At 41.9% G+C, this 17,099-nt stretch carries 15 protein-coding genes; 7 read left to right on the plus strand and 8 right to left on the minus strand.

Annotated features, from left to right (window positions below):
• Positions 1–12: 12 nt before the first annotated feature.
• Genes K1F36_RS13340 through panC form a run of 3 tightly spaced genes read right to left on the minus strand, consistent with a single transcriptional unit; the run spans position 13 to position 2,193 of the window.
• On the minus strand, positions 13–978 hold the full coding sequence (locus K1F36_RS13340; protein WP_220114269.1) for a lysylphosphatidylglycerol synthase transmembrane domain-containing protein: 966 nt from the start codon (positions 976–978) through the stop codon (positions 13–15).
• Positions 979–981: 3 nt separating this feature from the next.
• Positions 982–1,332 (minus strand): aspartate 1-decarboxylase, encoded by a 351-nt coding sequence (gene panD, locus K1F36_RS13345; protein ID WP_220114270.1) that lies wholly within the window; start codon positions 1,330–1,332, stop codon positions 982–984.
• A 12-nt stretch (positions 1,333–1,344) separates the two neighbouring features.
• Entirely contained in the window at positions 1,345–2,193 is an 849-nt protein-coding gene (gene panC, locus K1F36_RS13350; protein ID WP_220114271.1) for a pantoate--beta-alanine ligase, read from the minus strand.
• A 102-nt stretch (positions 2,194–2,295) separates the two neighbouring features.
• Here panC and K1F36_RS13355 point away from each other — a divergent pair, with 102 nt between their 5' ends.
• From K1F36_RS13355 to K1F36_RS13380, 6 genes are all read left to right on the plus strand, one after another.
• Positions 2,296–3,105 carry a glycogen/starch synthase gene (locus K1F36_RS13355; RefSeq protein ID WP_220114272.1) on the plus strand — a complete coding sequence of 270 codons (810 nt, stop codon included), beginning with the start codon at positions 2,296–2,298 and terminating at the stop codon, positions 3,103–3,105.
• Between the two features lie 5 nt (positions 3,106–3,110).
• Positions 3,111–4,919, plus strand: a complete 1,809-nt coding sequence (locus K1F36_RS13360; protein WP_220114273.1) for a DUF4270 domain-containing protein — start codon at positions 3,111–3,113, stop codon at positions 4,917–4,919.
• Positions 4,920–5,045: 126 nt separating this feature from the next.
• Positions 5,046–6,893, plus strand: a complete 1,848-nt coding sequence (gene glmS / locus K1F36_RS13365) for a glutamine--fructose-6-phosphate transaminase (isomerizing) (protein WP_220114274.1) — start codon at positions 5,046–5,048, stop codon at positions 6,891–6,893.
• 210 nt (positions 6,894–7,103) lie between these two features.
• On the plus strand, positions 7,104–9,863 hold the full coding sequence (locus tag K1F36_RS13370; protein ID WP_220114275.1) for a TonB-dependent receptor: 2,760 nt from the start codon (positions 7,104–7,106) through the stop codon (positions 9,861–9,863).
• A 162-nt stretch (positions 9,864–10,025) separates the two neighbouring features.
• Positions 10,026–11,534, plus strand: a complete 1,509-nt coding sequence (atpD, locus tag K1F36_RS13375) for a F0F1 ATP synthase subunit beta (protein WP_220114276.1) — start codon at positions 10,026–10,028, stop codon at positions 11,532–11,534.
• Between the two features lie 76 nt (positions 11,535–11,610).
• The gene (locus K1F36_RS13380) at positions 11,611–11,889 is read left to right on the plus strand and encodes a F0F1 ATP synthase subunit delta/epsilon (protein WP_220114277.1); all 279 of its coding nucleotides are present in this window, start codon (positions 11,611–11,613) and stop codon (positions 11,887–11,889) included.
• Positions 11,890–11,943: 54 nt separating this feature from the next.
• On the opposite strand, the gene K1F36_RS13385 is transcribed toward K1F36_RS13380, so the two are convergent.
• The 4 genes from K1F36_RS13385 to K1F36_RS13400 are packed head-to-tail and all read right to left on the minus strand — an operon-like array spanning position 11,944 to position 15,079.
• Complete coding sequence (locus tag K1F36_RS13385) at positions 11,944–12,153, minus strand: helix-turn-helix domain-containing protein (protein ID WP_220114278.1); 210 nt, start codon at positions 12,151–12,153, stop codon at positions 11,944–11,946.
• A gap of 2 nt (positions 12,154–12,155) precedes the next feature.
• The gene (locus K1F36_RS13390; RefSeq protein WP_220114279.1) at positions 12,156–12,695 is read right to left on the minus strand and encodes a DUF2975 domain-containing protein; all 540 of its coding nucleotides are present in this window, start codon (positions 12,693–12,695) and stop codon (positions 12,156–12,158) included.
• Positions 12,696–12,751: 56 nt separating this feature from the next.
• Positions 12,752–13,282 carry a GNAT family N-acetyltransferase gene (locus K1F36_RS13395; RefSeq protein ID WP_220114280.1) on the minus strand — a complete coding sequence of 177 codons (531 nt, stop codon included), beginning with the start codon at positions 13,280–13,282 and terminating at the stop codon, positions 12,752–12,754.
• The gene (locus K1F36_RS13400) at positions 13,283–15,079 is read right to left on the minus strand and encodes a M61 family metallopeptidase (protein WP_220114281.1); all 1,797 of its coding nucleotides are present in this window, start codon (positions 15,077–15,079) and stop codon (positions 13,283–13,285) included.
• A gap of 113 nt (positions 15,080–15,192) precedes the next feature.
• Between K1F36_RS13400 and K1F36_RS13405 the strand changes: the two genes are divergently transcribed.
• A complete protein-coding gene (locus K1F36_RS13405; protein WP_220114282.1) occupies positions 15,193–15,579 on the plus strand; it encodes a putative signal transducing protein in 387 nt (128 codons plus the stop codon).
• 18 nt (positions 15,580–15,597) lie between these two features.
• On the opposite strand, the gene K1F36_RS13410 is transcribed toward K1F36_RS13405, so the two are convergent.
• On the minus strand, positions 15,598–17,073 hold the full coding sequence (locus tag K1F36_RS13410; RefSeq protein ID WP_313790077.1) for an ArnT family glycosyltransferase: 1,476 nt from the start codon (positions 17,071–17,073) through the stop codon (positions 15,598–15,600).
• Positions 17,074–17,099: the final 26 nt, after the last annotated feature.

The raw sequence follows: 17,099 nt of genomic DNA on the forward strand, positions 1-17,099 counted from the left end.
GGCGGTCGGGGCTTACCGATTTCTATTCAATAACGGTAATACTAGGAAGGATATTGTACCAAAAACTACGACCATAAACGTCTGGGCGATCCACATGATCCACCCAAAAGCGTCCCCGGAAACGGAGCTGATGCCATAAATGCCCAGTGCAGCACTTACTGCAATAGGATAAAGACCTATTCCGCCATTGGTTGTGGACATGGCGAAGGCTCCGGCCACAAAGGCGACCAACAATTCGCCAAGGGATAAGGGAATGGTTTCTTCCACGGTGTATTTTATGACCCAGAACATACCAAAATAGGCGGCCCAGATAAACAAAGTGTGGAAGATAAATGGCCACTTGTTCTTCATTTTGAAGAGGCTGAGTACGCCGTCCTGTAAACCATTCAGAAATCCTTTGAGTTTGATGGCCAAAGGTGATTTGGATTTTCGGATGATGTACGACCCCAAAAAGAGTCCGACAATACCAACGAGTAATATGCCGATGGCACCTATGATATTCACACCTCTTTCTTCCAGAAAACCTAGAATAAAATCGGTTTGAAGCACCAAGGTAATCGTGATGATGGCCAGAAGCATCAAAAGGTCTATCACCCTTTCAGTGACAATGGTTCCAAATCCTTTTTCAAAAGGGACCTTTTCATAGGTGGTGAGTGCAGTGGCCCTCAATATTTCACCTGATCGGGGTATTCCCAAGTTGGCAAAATAGGATATAAGAACAATAAATATGGTGTTAACGGTCTTGGGGCGGTATCCCAAAGGTTCCAAGAGGTATTTCCAACGAATGGCCCTTGAAATATGGCTCAATATTCCAATTAAAATGGAAATCGTGACCCATAATGGGCTGGCATTGGAAATATAGTGGATGATTTGTTTTCGTTCTTCTGGGGTGGTGGAGTTGTAGGAGTACCAAACCAAAAACAGCCCAAAGGCGATGGGCACTAATATCTTAAGAAATTTTTTGAGGGATTGGCCCAAAATTTATTGGAGTAGATTGGTTTCCTCGTTAGGGAACACCAATGCTGGGTTAAATGCTTTTGCCTCTTCAATATCCATCCACGCGTAGGTAATTAGGATCAATACGTCTCCAACGGCCACTTTTCTGGCTGCGGCACCGTTCAATGTTAGTTCTCCGGAGTTTCTAGGTCCTGGGATGGCATAAGTTTCCAATCGTTCACCATTGTTATTGTTCACGATCTGCACTTTTTCGCCCCTAATAATGTTGGCTGCATCCATAAGATCTTCGTCTATGGTGATGCTACCTATATAGTTAAGGTCTGCCCCGGTAACTTTTACTCGGTGTATTTTCGATTTTACGACTTCTACTTGCATGGTGCAAAATTATCAATTCAATCTTAGATTATCAATTAAGCGAACACCGTCTGCATAAACGGCGATAAATGCCCTATATTTTTGGTTGTCCTGAATTTTTAAAGCTGGGGTCAATGTGTTCTCGTCAGCGATTTCAAAATATTCGAGGTCAAACAAAGGGTGTTGTTCAAATTCTGACTTTACCCAATCTGCAATACTTAGTACACTTTTCGTGCCAAAATCGGCTTGGGCAGTTTGCAGTGTGGTGTGAATAAAACCGGCCTGTTCACGAGTGTTTTTTGATAGTCTTTCATTGCGGGAGCTCATGGCGAGACCGTGTGGTTCCCGTTCAATAGGACAACCTATAATTTGAAAGGGCAATTTTTTTATTTCTGCCATTTTTCGGATAATCTGCAACTGCTGAAAATCTTTTTCACCAAAATAAGCTTTGTCGGGGGCTACGGTCCTGAGCAAAAGCTCAACAATGGTACCAACTCCATCAAAATGTCCTGTTCGGAACTCCCCTTCCATTACCTTGTCCAACCCATCAAACTCGTAGGATTCGGAAGTGACGTCCCCTCCGTAAATTTCATCCACGGTCGGGGCAAATACAACAATATGGTCCGAAACCTGTCTTAAAAGCTCAATATCTTTCTCGAATGTTCTTGGGTATTTATCTAGATCATCTTTTTTATCGAACTGGGTGGGGTTTACAAAAATACTGACAACGACCAGATCATTTTCCGAAAGCGCTTTTTTTACCAAGGAGATATGACCCGTGTGAAGCGCGCCCATGGTGGGTACAAGACCAATGGTGCGGTCTTTTTTCCGCAGCTCGTTGGTAAAGGCGTTCAGTTCTTTTTTAAGGTCGAATATCTTCATATACAGGTACAAAAGGGTGCAAAAATACTATAAATACAGCTAATCAGCATAATTTTTGTACTTTTGCAGCTATGTTTTTCGGATAAACAAAAGAAAGCGTTTATGAATGGTAAAAAGGTATTGTTTGTATCTTCTGAATTAGTTCCCTACCTCCCAGAGAATCCTGTTTCCTTAATGTCGTATGAAGCACCAAGAATGGTTAACAGCAATGGTGGCCAGATCCGCATTTTTATGCCAAGGTACGGAAACATCAACGAAAGGAGGCATCAATTACATGAGGTCATACGTTTATCGGGGATGAACCTGGTGATCAATGATATGGATATGCCCTTGATCATAAAGGTAGCTTCCATACCTAAGGAAAGGATACAAGTCTACTTTATAGATAATGATGAATATTTTAAAAGAAAGGCCACTTTTACCGATTCTGACGGGAATTTGTTCCCTGATAATGACGAACGCGCCATTTTCTTTGCTAAGGGAGTTGTGGAGACAGTGAAAAAATTGAACTGGTCCCCGGATATTATCCATGTGCATGGCTGGATGGCTTCCATGGTGCCTCTTTACCTAAGAAAGTATTATGCAGATGAGCCATTGTTCTCCGAAAGTAGGATAGTTACTTCTGTCTATGGTAAAGATTTTGAAGGAGAGCTGGATGCTACAATGATCGATAAAATTGCTTTTGATGGTATTGACAAAGAGGAGGTTTCGGTACTGTCCAAGCCCGAGTATAATAATTTGTTAAAGGTTGCCGTAGATCATTCCGATGCCGTTATTTTAGCCGCGGATGATTTGTCCGATGACCTAAAAAGCCATATTGACAATCTTTCCGTACCAGTTTTGCCATACGTTCCACTTCAAGAAGCGGAAGAGGCATACACGAATTTCTACAATACAGAGGTTTTAAAATAGATTGAATGAGATTTTCCAATATTTTCAAGGTTTCGGCACTGTTTGGAACTTTGTTTTTACTAATTGTCTCTTGTGAAGAGGAGTTGGATACCATAGGTGAAGGCGTTATTGATGGTGAGCCTTTTACAACAGGTAAAGTTGAGTATGACGTGTTTGCCTACAACAAGGGCATAACCGCTGTTCAGACCAATAGGCTGCCCGTATATCAACTTGGTACCTTCAACGACCCTATATATGGTCAAAGAAAGGCGAGCATTATTTCACAACTTCAATTGACCACAGGTTCACCAACATTTGGGGATTTGTCACAAGCTAGTGAGGATGACCCCGATAACGACCAAGAGAATGAGACCGTAACCGAGGTATATTTAAACATTCCTTTTTTAACGGCCCCCTCACCTGATAGGGATGGTGACGGAGTTCCCGATGACCTTGAGAATGGTGACGATGCCGATGACCCAAACTCTGATTGGGATGGTGATGGGGTTAGCGACAATCAAGAAAGAATAATCGGTTCTGATCCGTATAATCCCGATGAAGATGGAACCGGAGACAATTTTACGCCCAATGTATATCCCAACAGATTTGATTTGGATAGTATTTACGGAGACAGAAACCAAACATTTGACATCGTAGTCTCAAGGTCTAACTACTTTCTTAGGGATTTGGACCCCAATTCAAACTTTCAGCAGGCACAAGAATATTACTCCAACCAGGATTTCTCCAGCTTTATCGGCGAAGAGCTTACCATTACAGGTAAAAACACCGTGATAATTGATGATATTGAGACAGTTGTAATGGCTGAGGATGATCCCGATACCGATGTGGACGAATCGAAAACTGTTGTAGATGATAGAATACCTCCGGGGATTTATATTCCTTTGAATCCCGATTTTTTCCAACAGAATATCTTGGATAAAGAAGGTCAGTCTGAGCTGTTGAACAATTCAAACTTTAAAAATTTCCTTCGGGGAGTGCATTTGACGGGAACAGATATGGAAGAATTAATGTTTTTGTTGGATCTCACCCGCGCAAACATTACCATAACCTATACCTACGATGACTATGATGCCGAGGCCGAAGAGACCGTTACGGCGGAAAAAGACTTCGTCTTGAACTTTTTGATTAGTTCTCAACAAACAGGGGTTACCGGTAATGCAGTAAATGTTTTTGAGAATGAAATGTTGCCCCCAGAGGTGGTAAGCGCAATGGACAATGGAGAAAACGCTTCTAGAATTTATGTAAAGGGAGGTGCTGCCGTTACAGAGGTACGTTTGTTTGACGAGGTAATCAACGGTGGGGAAGATATAATCAATCAGATTAAACAGAACAGTTGGATAATCAACGAGGCCAATCTTGTATTCTATGTAGATCAAGAGGCTGTAGATGCTTCGGTAGTCGAACCACCAAGGCTTTACATTTACAATGCAGAAACAAACAGACCCATTTTCGATGCTTCGAACGAAGATCCTGATATAAATGGAGGAACAAACCCGTTACAATATTATCTGAATCATGGTGGTATATTGGAGCAAGAAAATAATAGGGGAGTAAAATATAAAATACGCATTACAGAGCATATCAACAATATTATAGTTCGTGACTCCACGAATGCAAGATTAGGGTTGACATTAACGCCTAATATGGCTTTGCTTGGACTTCGGGAAGCGATTGGCACTGACATGCAAGGAGTCGATTATCCCATTGCCGGAACGGTTAGTCCTTTGGGCACTGTTCTTTACGGAAGCAATGTGTCCAACGAGTTTGAGGATAAAAAACTAAAATTGGAAATCTTCTACACCCAGGCCAACTAATTGGGATTGATTTATCGTGGTTTTTTGGGCGTTCATCGTTTTAAGCCATCATAACCAAATAATTTAAATCAAACCTTTTAATTTTGATGACTAACCCCCAATGGTTATTAACTTAAAAAAAATCTTATGTGTGGAATAGTTGGTTATATCGGGCATAGAGACGCCTATCCGGTCATCATTAAAGGCTTGCAAAGACTCGAATATAGAGGGTACGATAGTGCAGGGGTGACCTTGTTCGATGGAAAAAACATTCATTTGGCCAAAACAAAAGGCAAGGTCGAGGATTTAAAAACCAAGGCCGAAGCCACTATCCCTACCAGTGGGAAATTGGGGCTTGGCCATACAAGATGGGCAACACATGGTGTGCCAAACGATGTAAACTCCCACCCGCATTACTCAAATTCAGGTGACTTGGTGATTATTCACAATGGAATCATCGAAAATTATGAATCCATAAAGCAAGCATTGAAAAAAAGAGGATACACTTTTGAGTCGGATACCGATACCGAGGTGCTTGTCAACTTGATAGAGGAAGTTAAGAACAAAGAAGGGGTAAAACTTGGAAAAGCCGTACAAATTGCATTGAACCAAGTGGTCGGGGCATATGCCATTGCAGTTTTTGATAAAAATAAACCGGATGAAATCGTAGTTGCCAAATTGGGTAGCCCACTCGCGATCGGAATCGGGGAAAATGAATATTTTATTGCCTCTGATGCTTCTCCATTTATAGAGTTTACCAACAATGCCGTTTATCTCGAAGATGAGGAGATGGCCATTATAAGGATAGGCAAGGAAATCAAAATGCGTAAGATCAAGGACGATGCCATCGCCTATCCGAACATTTTGGAACTTCAACTTAATTTAGAAGAGATAGAAAAGGGCGGTTACGACCACTTTATGCTCAAGGAAATCTACGAGCAGCCCAAGGCCATACAAGATACGTACAGAGGACGTCTTTTGGCAGACAAGGGAATCGTTAAAATGGCAGGGATAGACCAAAATTTGGAAAAATTCCTAAATGCCAATAGGATTATAATAGTTGCTTGTGGTACCTCTTGGCATGCAGGTTTGGTTGCCGAGTATATTTTTGAGGACATGGCACGGATACCAGTAGAGGTAGAATATGCCTCGGAGTTCAGGTACCGTAACCCAGTGATAACCGAAAAGGATGTCTTGATAGCCATTTCCCAATCCGGTGAAACTGCCGATACATTGGCAGCGATTAAATTGGCCAAGGAAAAAGGAGCGTTTGTTTTTGGAGTCTGTAATGTGGTGGGCTCATCCATAGCAAGGGAGACCCATGCAGGAGCCTACACCCATGCAGGACCCGAAATTGGCGTAGCTTCCACAAAGGCATTTACTACTCAGATTACCGTATTGACCTTGATTGCCTTGAAATTGGCGCAAGAAAAGGGAACATTATCTCAATCCAAATACCACGAATATTTGGCGGAACTTGAGGCTATTCCGGCAAAAGTTGAAAAGGCACTTTTGTCCAATCCCTTGGTGGAGGAAATATCCGCAACCTATAAAGATTCATCGAACTGTTTGTATTTGGGTAGAGGATATAATTTCCCTGTTGCACTTGAAGGAGCTTTAAAGTTGAAGGAAATTAGCTATATCCACGCCGAAGGGTATCCTGCGGCAGAAATGAAGCATGGTCCAATCGCTCTTATCGATGAGCAAATGCCCGTTGTGGTTATTGCCACAAAGAAAGGACACTACGAAAAAGTTGTCAGTAACATTCAAGAAATCAAATCTAGAAAAGGTAAGATTATTGCTATTGTTACAGAAGGCGATCAAACTGTAAAAGAATTGGCAGACCACGTAATCGAAGTCCCAGAGACTTCGGAAAGTTTGTCGCCGCTACTGACCACCATACCACTGCAATTACTATCATACCACATAGCGGTAATGAGGGGGTGCAATGTGGACCAGCCAAGAAACTTGGCAAAATCGGTGACTGTCGAATAATACCTAAAAAAACATATCTTTTGGATTGAAAAGGTGCTGGAAACAGCGCCTTTTTTGTTGAAAACGTATATTTGAACAGGATTTTTTGTCAAAAAAGTATTATGCATGCATAATTTTTTTCAAATTTGTATAATCGGAATAAAAAAAAATGTATCTTCCCGATTGATACTTAACATGCACAAAAACTAAATTAACTCTAATCCATAGCAAATGAAAAAACTTATGTTTGTTTCCCTAATGTTGTTGGGTTTGGCGTCCTATGGTCAAACCACGGTACAGGGAAAGGTAGTTGATGAAAACAATGAGCCCATACCGGGAGCCAACGTGGTTTTGGTAGGGAAGGCAGAAGGAACCACTACGGACTTTGATGGAAATTTTACCTTTAATACGGATGCAGTCCCTCCATTTCGACTCCAATTTTCAAGTATTGGCTTCTCGGATTTTACAGCAAATGTTACGTCGAACAATCAAACGCTTACCATAACGCTTTCTGAGGCCAATACGATGCTCGACGAAATCGTAATTTCTGCATCGCGAACGCCCGAACGTATCTTTGAATCTCCCGTATCGGTGGAGCGTTTTGGACTCAAGGAAATCAAGAATACCACTGCAGAATCCTTTTATGGGGGGCTTCAAAATTTGAAGGGAGTGGATATAAACACAAACAGTTTAACTTTCCAATCCATAAACACTAGAGGTTTTGCCACATTTGCCAACAATAGGTTCCTGCAATTGGTAGATGGTATGGACAATACCGCGCCTGGTCTTAACTTTGTATTGGGTAACCTTGTGGGGATGTCCGAACTGGATGTACAGAGCGTAGAGATATTGCCGGGAGCGTCTTCTGCCTTATATGGTGCAGGCGCGTTTAACGGTATTCTTTTCATGACTAGTAAAAACCCATTCGATTTTCAAGGGATAAGTGCATATGCCAAAGGAGGTGTAACCACCCAAGATGCTGCCGGGAGCAATTTCTATAAAGATTTTGGTGTACGCGCGGCCCACGCCTTTAGTGATAAAGTGGCTGTAAAGGCCAACCTTTCCGTTTTAAATGGTGAAGATTGGCATGCCAACAGCCGAGTGGATTTGAACAATCCAGGAGCCGACCGCTCCAATCCGGCTTACGATGGATTGAATGTGTATGGGGATGAGGTTTCCACAACATTGGACTTCGATGCTGCAGCAGGATTCCCATCTGGAACCGTAGGCTCGGCCACAATTTCAAGGACAGGTTATGATGAAGCCGATTTAGCCAATTACAACGCTGAAAGTGTTAAAGCTGATTTTGCATTGCACTACAGACCTTTTGCCAATGATTTGGAAGTGATTCTGAACAGTAGAATAGGTAGAGGTACCACTATTTATCAAGGAGCCAACCGCTATGCCGTAGCAGGATTTACGATGCAGCAGCATAGACTGGAAATCAAAAACGACAATTTCTTTATTAGAGGTTATATCGTTTCCGAAAATTCAGGAGACGCTTACGATACCCGTTTCGCAGGCATCAACGTAAACAGGGCATGGAAATCGGATACCCAATGGTTTACGGATTATGCTGGGGCCTATATCCCCACATATTTAGGAGGTATTCAAGGAGCGGGATTGACCCCGGAGGAGGCCTCTGCCCAAGCACATATAGCAGGTAGACAAGCAGCTGACCAAGGACGGTTAATTCCTGGAACCCCAGCGTTTGAAAGTGCGTTTAACAGTGTGATCAACAATGGGGATTTAACAACAGGAGCCAAATTTATTGATAAAACCAAGTTCCGTCACGTAAACGGTAATTATAACATTGCCCACTTGATTGATGACTGGGCAGATATACAAATCGGTGGATCGTTCAGGGAATATGAATTGAATTCCCAAGGAACCATTTTTACGGATATTGACGGTCCTATCAAATACAACGAATACGGTGCCTACCTTCAAGTACAGAAAAAGTTTTTGGATGACCGTTTAAAGTTTACCGGTTCTGCCCGTTACGATAAAAACGAATTTTTTGATGGGTTCCTTTCACCAAGAGTTTCGTTCGCGTATACTTTGGGCGAGGAAAGGAATCATAACCTAAGGGTTTCCGTGCAACAAGGTTTTAGAAACCCGACTACCCAGGATTTGTTCATCGGTTTAAATGCTGGACGCGCTATCTTGGTAGGGTCCGCACCGGCCAACCTGGATAGGGATGTACGTACTTTTGAGGTAAGTGCATCTGGTCAGGCCCTTATTGGTCAGTCCACGGTACAACTTGTAGGTAGGGATGCTTACGAGAATGCATACTCAACAGCTTCCTTACAGGCAGGAGCACCGGAAGCGGTCAACACGCCATTGGTTCAACCTGAAGAAATTACAGCTTTTGAGGCTGGATATAGAGGTCAAGTGGGTAAATTCACTATCGATTTGAGTGGATATTATAACAGTTACTCCAACTTTTTGGCCAATACAACCACGGCTGTTCCTTTCTACGGTGAAGCAGGAGATGGTGGTCTTTCGTTGTTAGCCCTACAGAATGGGGATTTTCAAGTTTATCAAACCTATACCAACTCAGAAGCGGATATCAATTCCTACGGAGCTACTCTTGGAGTGGATACAAAACTTGGAAATTTTGATTTAGGAGTGAACTATACCTTTGCCGAATTGGATATTGATGAAGGAAGATACCCTGACCTTAGAACCAACTTTAACACACCAAAGCATAAGGTAAAAGCATCCTTTGGTAATGCGGCGCTATTTAAGAGCTTTGGTTTTAACGTGAACTACAGATGGAGCGACAGCTACTATTGGGAAGCTTCCTTCGCAGATGGAGATATTCCGGCATATACCGTTTTGGATGCTCAGGTCAATTACTCCGTACCATCCATCAAGTCTATTTTCAAACTGGGAGGATCTAACCTGTTGGGTGATGAGTACTACACTGCCATCGGTACAGGATTCATAGGTTCCATTTACTATTTGTCTTGGACCATAAATCCTTAATTGACAGGAAACAAGCAGAACTAAAGGCGTTGGGAAATCCAGCGCCTTTTTTCTTTAAAAAAAAGCTGAAATCGGTTTCTGAATAAAAATGTAAAAGCATATCTTTGCAGCCGAAAAAATAGCGGTCATTTTCCGCGTATTCAATTATAAATAAACATACTAATGTCTAAAGTTACAGGTAAGGTTGCCCAAATTATAGGCCCGGTTATTGATGTTGAGTTTGATTCAGGGGTAGAGATCCCGAGAATTTACGACTCCCTTGAAATTGCAAAAGCTGATGGCTCAAAATTGGTTTTGGAAGTACAATCGCACATTGGTGAGAATACCGTAAGAACCATTTCAATGGACTCTACCGATGGTTTGAGTAGAGGTGTTGAGGTAGTTGCCACAGGAGCTCCAATTCAAATGCCAATTGGTGAAGATGTTTACGGTCGTCTATTCAACGTGATCGGAGATGCCATCGATGGTATGGAAAACCTTCCTAAAACTGGAGACAATGGGCTTCCAATTCACCGTGAAGCACCTAAATTCGAGGACCTTTCCACTTCTACCGAAGTACTTTTTACAGGTATCAAGGTAATCGACCTTATCGAGCCTTACGCAAAGGGTGGTAAAATTGGATTGTTCGGTGGTGCCGGGGTAGGTAAGACCGTATTGATCCAGGAGTTGATCAACAACATCGCAAAAGGTCACGGTGGTTTGTCCGTGTTTGCAGGTGTTGGGGAACGTACCCGTGAAGGAAACGATTTGCTTCGTGAGATGTTGGAGTCTGGTATTATAAAATATGGTGACGATTTCTTGCACTCCATGGAAGAAGGAGGATGGGATTTGTCCAAAGTAGATAAAAAAGCGATGAAGGAGTCCAAAGCTACCTTCGTGTTCGGACAGATGAACGAGCCACCAGGTGCACGTGCACGTGTGGCATTGTCTGGATTGACCATTGCTGAGTACTTCCGTGATGGATCAGGGGAAGGTCAGGGAAAAGACGTTCTTTTCTTCGTAGATAACATTTTCCGTTTCACCCAAGCAGGTTCTGAGGTATCCGCACTTTTAGGTCGTATGCCATCTGCGGTAGGTTACCAACCTACATTAGCAACAGAGATGGGTGCCATGCAAGAAAGGATTACATCAACAAAAAGAGGTTCCATTACATCTGTACAGGCGGTTTACGTTCCAGCGGATGACTTAACGGATCCTGCACCAGCGACAACATTTGCCCACTTGGACGCAACGACCGTACTTTCTCGTAAAATTGCCGAGTTGGGTATCTATCCTGCTGTGGATCCTTTGGATTCCACTTCGAGGATTTTGACTCCGGATATTTTGGGTAAAGAGCACTACGATTGTGCACAACGTGTAAAAGAGTTGTTGCAACGTTATAAAGAGCTTCAGGATATTATCGCCATCTTGGGTATGGAGGAACTTTCTGAAGAAGATAAATTGGCAGTAGGTAGAGCAAGACGTGTACAACGTTTCTTGTCTCAGCCTTTCCACGTAGCTGAGCAGTTTACGGGTATTCCAGGGGTATTGGTTGATATTAAAGAAACCATCAAAGGATTTAACATGATCATGAACGGTGAATTGGATCACCTGCCAGAATCTGCGTTCAACCTTAAAGGAACTATCGAAGAGGCTATCGAGGCTGGAGAGAAAATGTTGGCGGAAGCGTAAAACAAAGAATTGAGATATAAGTATTGAGTATTTAGATATCTCAATACTTATACCTCACATCTCAATACTAAGAAACATGTATTTAGAAATAGTATCACCCGAAGCTACTTTATTCTCAGGCGAGGTAACCTCGGTTACCGTACCCGGAATGGATGGGGAATTCCAGATGCTGGAGAACCACGCAGCAATCGTGTCTCTTTTACAGGCTGGAAAAGTAAAAGTGAAAGGTAATATCACCATTGACGAAGCCTTTGCGGATAAATTTTCCAAAGGAAACAATGGAGAAACTATCTTGAACATTTCAAGTGGCACGGTCGAAATGAAAGACAACAAAGTGATTGTTTTGGCCGACTAGGGTAAATGAGAATCGATTCACAATAAAAAAGCCGCTCCAATAGAGCGGCTTTTTTTAGTTTTCTTCCGAGTATTCCAATATGTCGCCAGGTTGACAATCCAAGGCTTCACAAATGGCCTCTAAAGTTGAAAATCGAATTGCTTTGGCTTTTCCTGTTTTCAGTATGGATAAATTGGCTGTTGTAATACCGATTTTCTCTGCGAGTTCATTGCTTTTCATCTCACGTTTCGCAAGTATGACATCCAAGTTGATTAAAATAGCCATGTTTAGATAGTAAGGTCGTTTTCTTGTTTTATTTCGTAGCCATCTTGAATGAGGTCTGCTAAAATCAAAATAAATATCCCTATTACCAGAAGAGGTATTCTACTCCCGATAAGCTCCCCTAAATGGTACCCTAAATTGTAGCCAAAACTGTATGCGCTTGAATCATCGTTAATTCCTATCTCATCAGAGTAAAGTTCCAGTGCCCTGATTATAAAAATAGCGATGGAGTAGTATATGATACCCACACCAACTTTTTTAAAAATAGATTTATTTTCTTTTGAAAAGAGTGATTTTGATTCAGAACCATAAACTGTTTTTCTGAGCTTCAAAAGTAACCAGCCCATATAAATCAACAAGATGAAATTGATAGTCAGTAGGACAGTGTCAGTACTACTGAAATCTGTGGTAGGGTTTTCATGTATCAAATCGAAGGTGGACAAAATAATCAACGGAAACTTTAATCCCTTTGATATAATGTCCAGCGCTAGAGCAATTAGCAAAAAGTTAACGATGTACTTTAAATAGGTAATTGATTTTTTCATAGAATTATCGTTTAACGATAACAAATATACGTTTAATTATCGAAAAACAATAATGTTTACTGTAAAATGATAATGACCCACTCTTTATCCAAGGCATAGTATCTCTTTAATTCTTGGAACCCAATCGCCGTATGTGCCGCCAAAGACCGTTTGTTTTTCCCATCCACTTCAGTGATAATGGTATCAAAACCCTCGGGCAGTTTCTCTTGCATGGTTTGATACAATTTTCGGAAAACACCTTGCCCCCGATGGCTTTTGGCCACGCAAATTTGTCCCATGGCCATATAGTTGACCTGCCCTTTAATAGTTTTATCGATTTCTTGGAACATAGGGCGAAGTACCTCAATATCGTTGGCAAATTGGGGATGCATGCACAGGGCATAGCCCACAACTTGACCATCATCCACTGCAATGATGTGTCCACACACATCGTTCATGGATTTTAGTAGGTTCAGGGTGTGTTCCACGGTCACGAAACCCTCTTTTGCGCTTTCGTCTTCGCTTATGGTTTTGGGTAAATTTCGCTGCTGAAGTTCTAGAATCTGTTCCAGTTCCTTCAAAGAGTCCGCTTGTTTGTAAATGACCATTTATTCCACCTTAAGCCATTCTTTTCGTTGCTCTAGCATCTTTTTGGATGGTTTTGCTTCCTTATCCTCCATCAAACTAAACGTGTAATCTGGGCTAGGTGTCAGAACCATTTCCGTTGACTTTTCAATTCCGTATCTAGAAAATTTAACCTCTACAGGTTCGCCTAAATTAAATTGAGCCAGATAATCTTCAAAAGATTGACCTGCCGTAATAGGTTGATTGTTTATACCTAGAACTATATCCCCATTGTCCAGGCCAGCTTTGTATGCCGGGCTGCCGATTGAGGTATTTCTACGTATCATATACCCAGAATTGTCAGGTGCCATGGAGACATAGGCCCCAAAATAAGGGGTTGCTTCGGGTTGTTCCAAGATAACCCCTACCGAATCCATTAGCGCTTTGTAATCGGGCATATTGCTTTTGTAGATGTAACTGTTGAAAAAATTGTCGCCATAAGATTTGCCAGCATATTCATTTAAGGCATCATGAAGATTTTCGATAGTATAGGGGATTTCCGTTTTACCATATTTTTTCCAGACGAGCTTCATAAAATCATCAAGGTTCAATCCCTCTTCACGAAGCGACAGATCTAAGGCCAAACCCAAAACACTTCCGTAGGAATAGTAAGAGATAAACATATTTTCTCGGTTAACGGGGTCCACCGAGGTAGCCGCGTCCACAAATGGTGCCTGGAAACTCATTTCAATTGGATTAAAATATTGTCTTGCGGGTGAGTTCCACACATAATTGAAGGTTCCTGCCAATCCCTCTACGTAGTCTTTCGGGGTGGAAAGTCCAGCTCTACATAAAATCAAGCCAGTATAGTAACTGGTAAAACCTTCGGCAAACCAAAGGGCTCCGCTCATATTGGCTTCTTCAAAATCAAAGGGTTCCAGAGTTTTCGGGCGGATACGTTCCACGTTCCACGCATGGAAAAATTCATGGGATACCGTCCCGATATTACGTTCCATACCTCCATCGGCCAAGCTACGCGTACTCGTCAATATGGTAGAGTTGCGATGTTCCATGCCATCTCCGGAGGCATTGGGAATATAGCAGGCTAAGAAAGTATAATTTCCATAATCAAAATCGGGAAGTTCGTCGTACACCTCTTTTTCAGCAAGCACTACCTTTTTCACCTTTTCAAAATATTCATCGGCTTCTGCTTCGGTTCCGTTGTGGTGCAAAGCAAGGTTGATCGTTTTTCCATCCACTTCAAAAGAGCGAAGCATGTAATTACTGATTTCGGTAGGGCTGTCCATAAAATAATAAAGGTTCGGCGCCGAATAGGTAGTACCGGAAACCTTTGGAAGTTGCGTGGCCACTTTCCAATCCAAATCTCCACGCACATTAAAAGTAACTTCAATTTTACGCTTGCTCAATTCAGGGGCAAACATAAAAGTTGCGGGAATGTTCAAATGGGCATGTGTTTCATCCACTTGAGAATACGTTCCGCCACCTCGGTTGGCAAACAAAATATATTTGATATTGATGGTGCCATCATGTCCGCTCACATTCCAAGCGTAGGGGTTGGGACGGGTAACGGGCAACACGTTTCCTTTACTGTCCGTAGCTTCAAAACCATACACGTTCTTGGCAAATTCGTGAAGCGCGTAGCGTCCAGGAGACGTTCTGCTCATTCGAAACTCCACAATATCAGAGGTTAAATCGGGAAAAGTAGCTTGGACGACCGCTTCGTGGTGGACGGCATTGTCAAAAGAAATTTCATAGGTATTGGTCTGGGCGGTCATTAATAGCCCAGTGAATAGTGCTAAAATGGAAAGGATAAATTTCATTTTTGGAATAGGTTTAAGAACAACTAAGATACTGTTTAATCACCGTAAGTGCTACATTTGTGTTATGAGGAAATATGGCGATTTTTGCAATTGCTGATGAATTATTTAACCACATGAAAAAGGAGTTTCACACTTTGGGTACATTTGAGTTTCCTGCGGATGCCGTGGTCATTAAAGGTAAACTCGAAGCAGAAGGAATCCCAGTATTCTTAAAGGATGAGAATACCATTAACTCCTATTCGATGGTCAGCAATGCCATGGGAGGTGTTAGGCTTCAGGTCTATTCCTCGGATATGGAAAGGGCCAAGCAGATTTTTGATGAAGTCAGAAGTTATGCCACCGATGATTCAGGAAACCCGATTGTATGTCCTAATTGCAAAGCCGCACGGTCGGAAATCTATTATTCGCGAAAGAACATTTTCTTTAAACTTTTCCCATTTTTTGAGTCTACCAAATATAGGTGCATGCAATGCAATTTTATCACAAGACCCGTTCAATAAAATTATTTGTGACTGGTGTCATTCTAAACGTTGGTAAATGAGGCCTCTACCCACAGTTGCCTCCAAATGGTAATGTTTTTCTAAGTAAGCATCGATATAACTGTTATACTCCACCAGTTTTTTATCAAAGATTTTTTTGCCATTTCGGGCCACCAAAGTTTTTGGCCGAATCACATCCATGATATATTTGAGTTCTTCTACCCCAGATTTTCGCGGGTTGTTCATATAGGGAAACAACTCCTCGCGTGTTATGTTGCTGGGATGCGTAGCAGGTTTGGTAGGAGGGGTTTCATCCAAGACCCAATAACCGATATGGTACTCGGTAAAAAAGATATGCTCGGTTTCCAGATTATGGTCTTGAATGTATCTGGGCACATCAATGCCTTCACCATTGTAAAAAGAACCCTTTTTAATTTTGTTGGAGACTACATTGCCATATTCCAGATAGGATTCCATAGGAACGAATATGAGAAGGACAGCGATTACAGCACGATACTTTTTTTGGATGGGCGGGAGTTTGGCAACTGCCATGCCCAAAGGAATCAATATAAACGGATAGAGTTGGATGAGGTAGTGCCCATTCACTTTGCCCGATTGCACGTAAGAAATTAAAATCCCTATGACGACAATGGTCAACAATTGCATGTTTTTTGATTTCCAATCGATAAGTTTTAAATAGAACCCCGCGCCCAATAGCAGTGCAATGGTACCCACATAAGGCAATGTTCTCCAAGGTGAGTGGAACCTCCCTTCGGAATAGACCAAGGGCGCCTCAAATATGGACTCCGACCAAATTTGAATATCTCCTTGAAGGTAATAAGGAATTGCCGTACACGCAATGGTCACAAAAAAACCTGTGCCCATAAAAACCAAATTAACAATGGTTTTTGAAATTTGTTTTTCGTGAAAACCCTCGTATAAAAAATAAAGGCCCAAGCACAAAACAGGATAGGCCATGTTCAACTTGGTCATAACCGATAGCCCCAATAGAAGTCCAGAAGTTAAAAACCATTTTGCATCATCTTTCCAAAACAAAATATAAAGTGCCGCCACAAAAAAGAAGGTACAAATGTGTTCGGACATTACCCCCTGTAAACTGCCAAACAGGCTCTGGAAAAATACACAGAAGATGGCTATCCAAAAAGCAATTTTTTTCGAAGTCAATTTTGTGGCAATGCCAAATGTGAACAAACTTGTCAATGCCACCATTACCGCTCCAAAAAAGCGAATGGCAAAAAAGCTTTTCCCAAAAATCTTGATGATGAGGGCAAAATACAGAAAGGTAATCGGAGGTTTTAAATCCCACAATTGGGTGTAGGGCAAATGTCCGTTCACCCAAGATTGTCCCATTAGGATAAAAGTGCTCTCATCGCGATCCACATAATCCCTAAAAAAGAACGGAAAACGGATAAAGACCGCGACCACCACCAAAACAAAGAGGACCGTTTTCCAGTCCAAATCTTGATACCTCAGAGAACGTAATTTTTTAAGCACGGCGGTATTCAGCTTTTTGGTCGTTA

It is taken from the genome of Flagellimonas abyssi (assembly GCF_019457905.1).
In the GTDB taxonomy this organism is placed as follows: Bacteria; Bacteroidota; Bacteroidia; order Flavobacteriales; family Flavobacteriaceae; genus Flagellimonas; species Flagellimonas abyssi.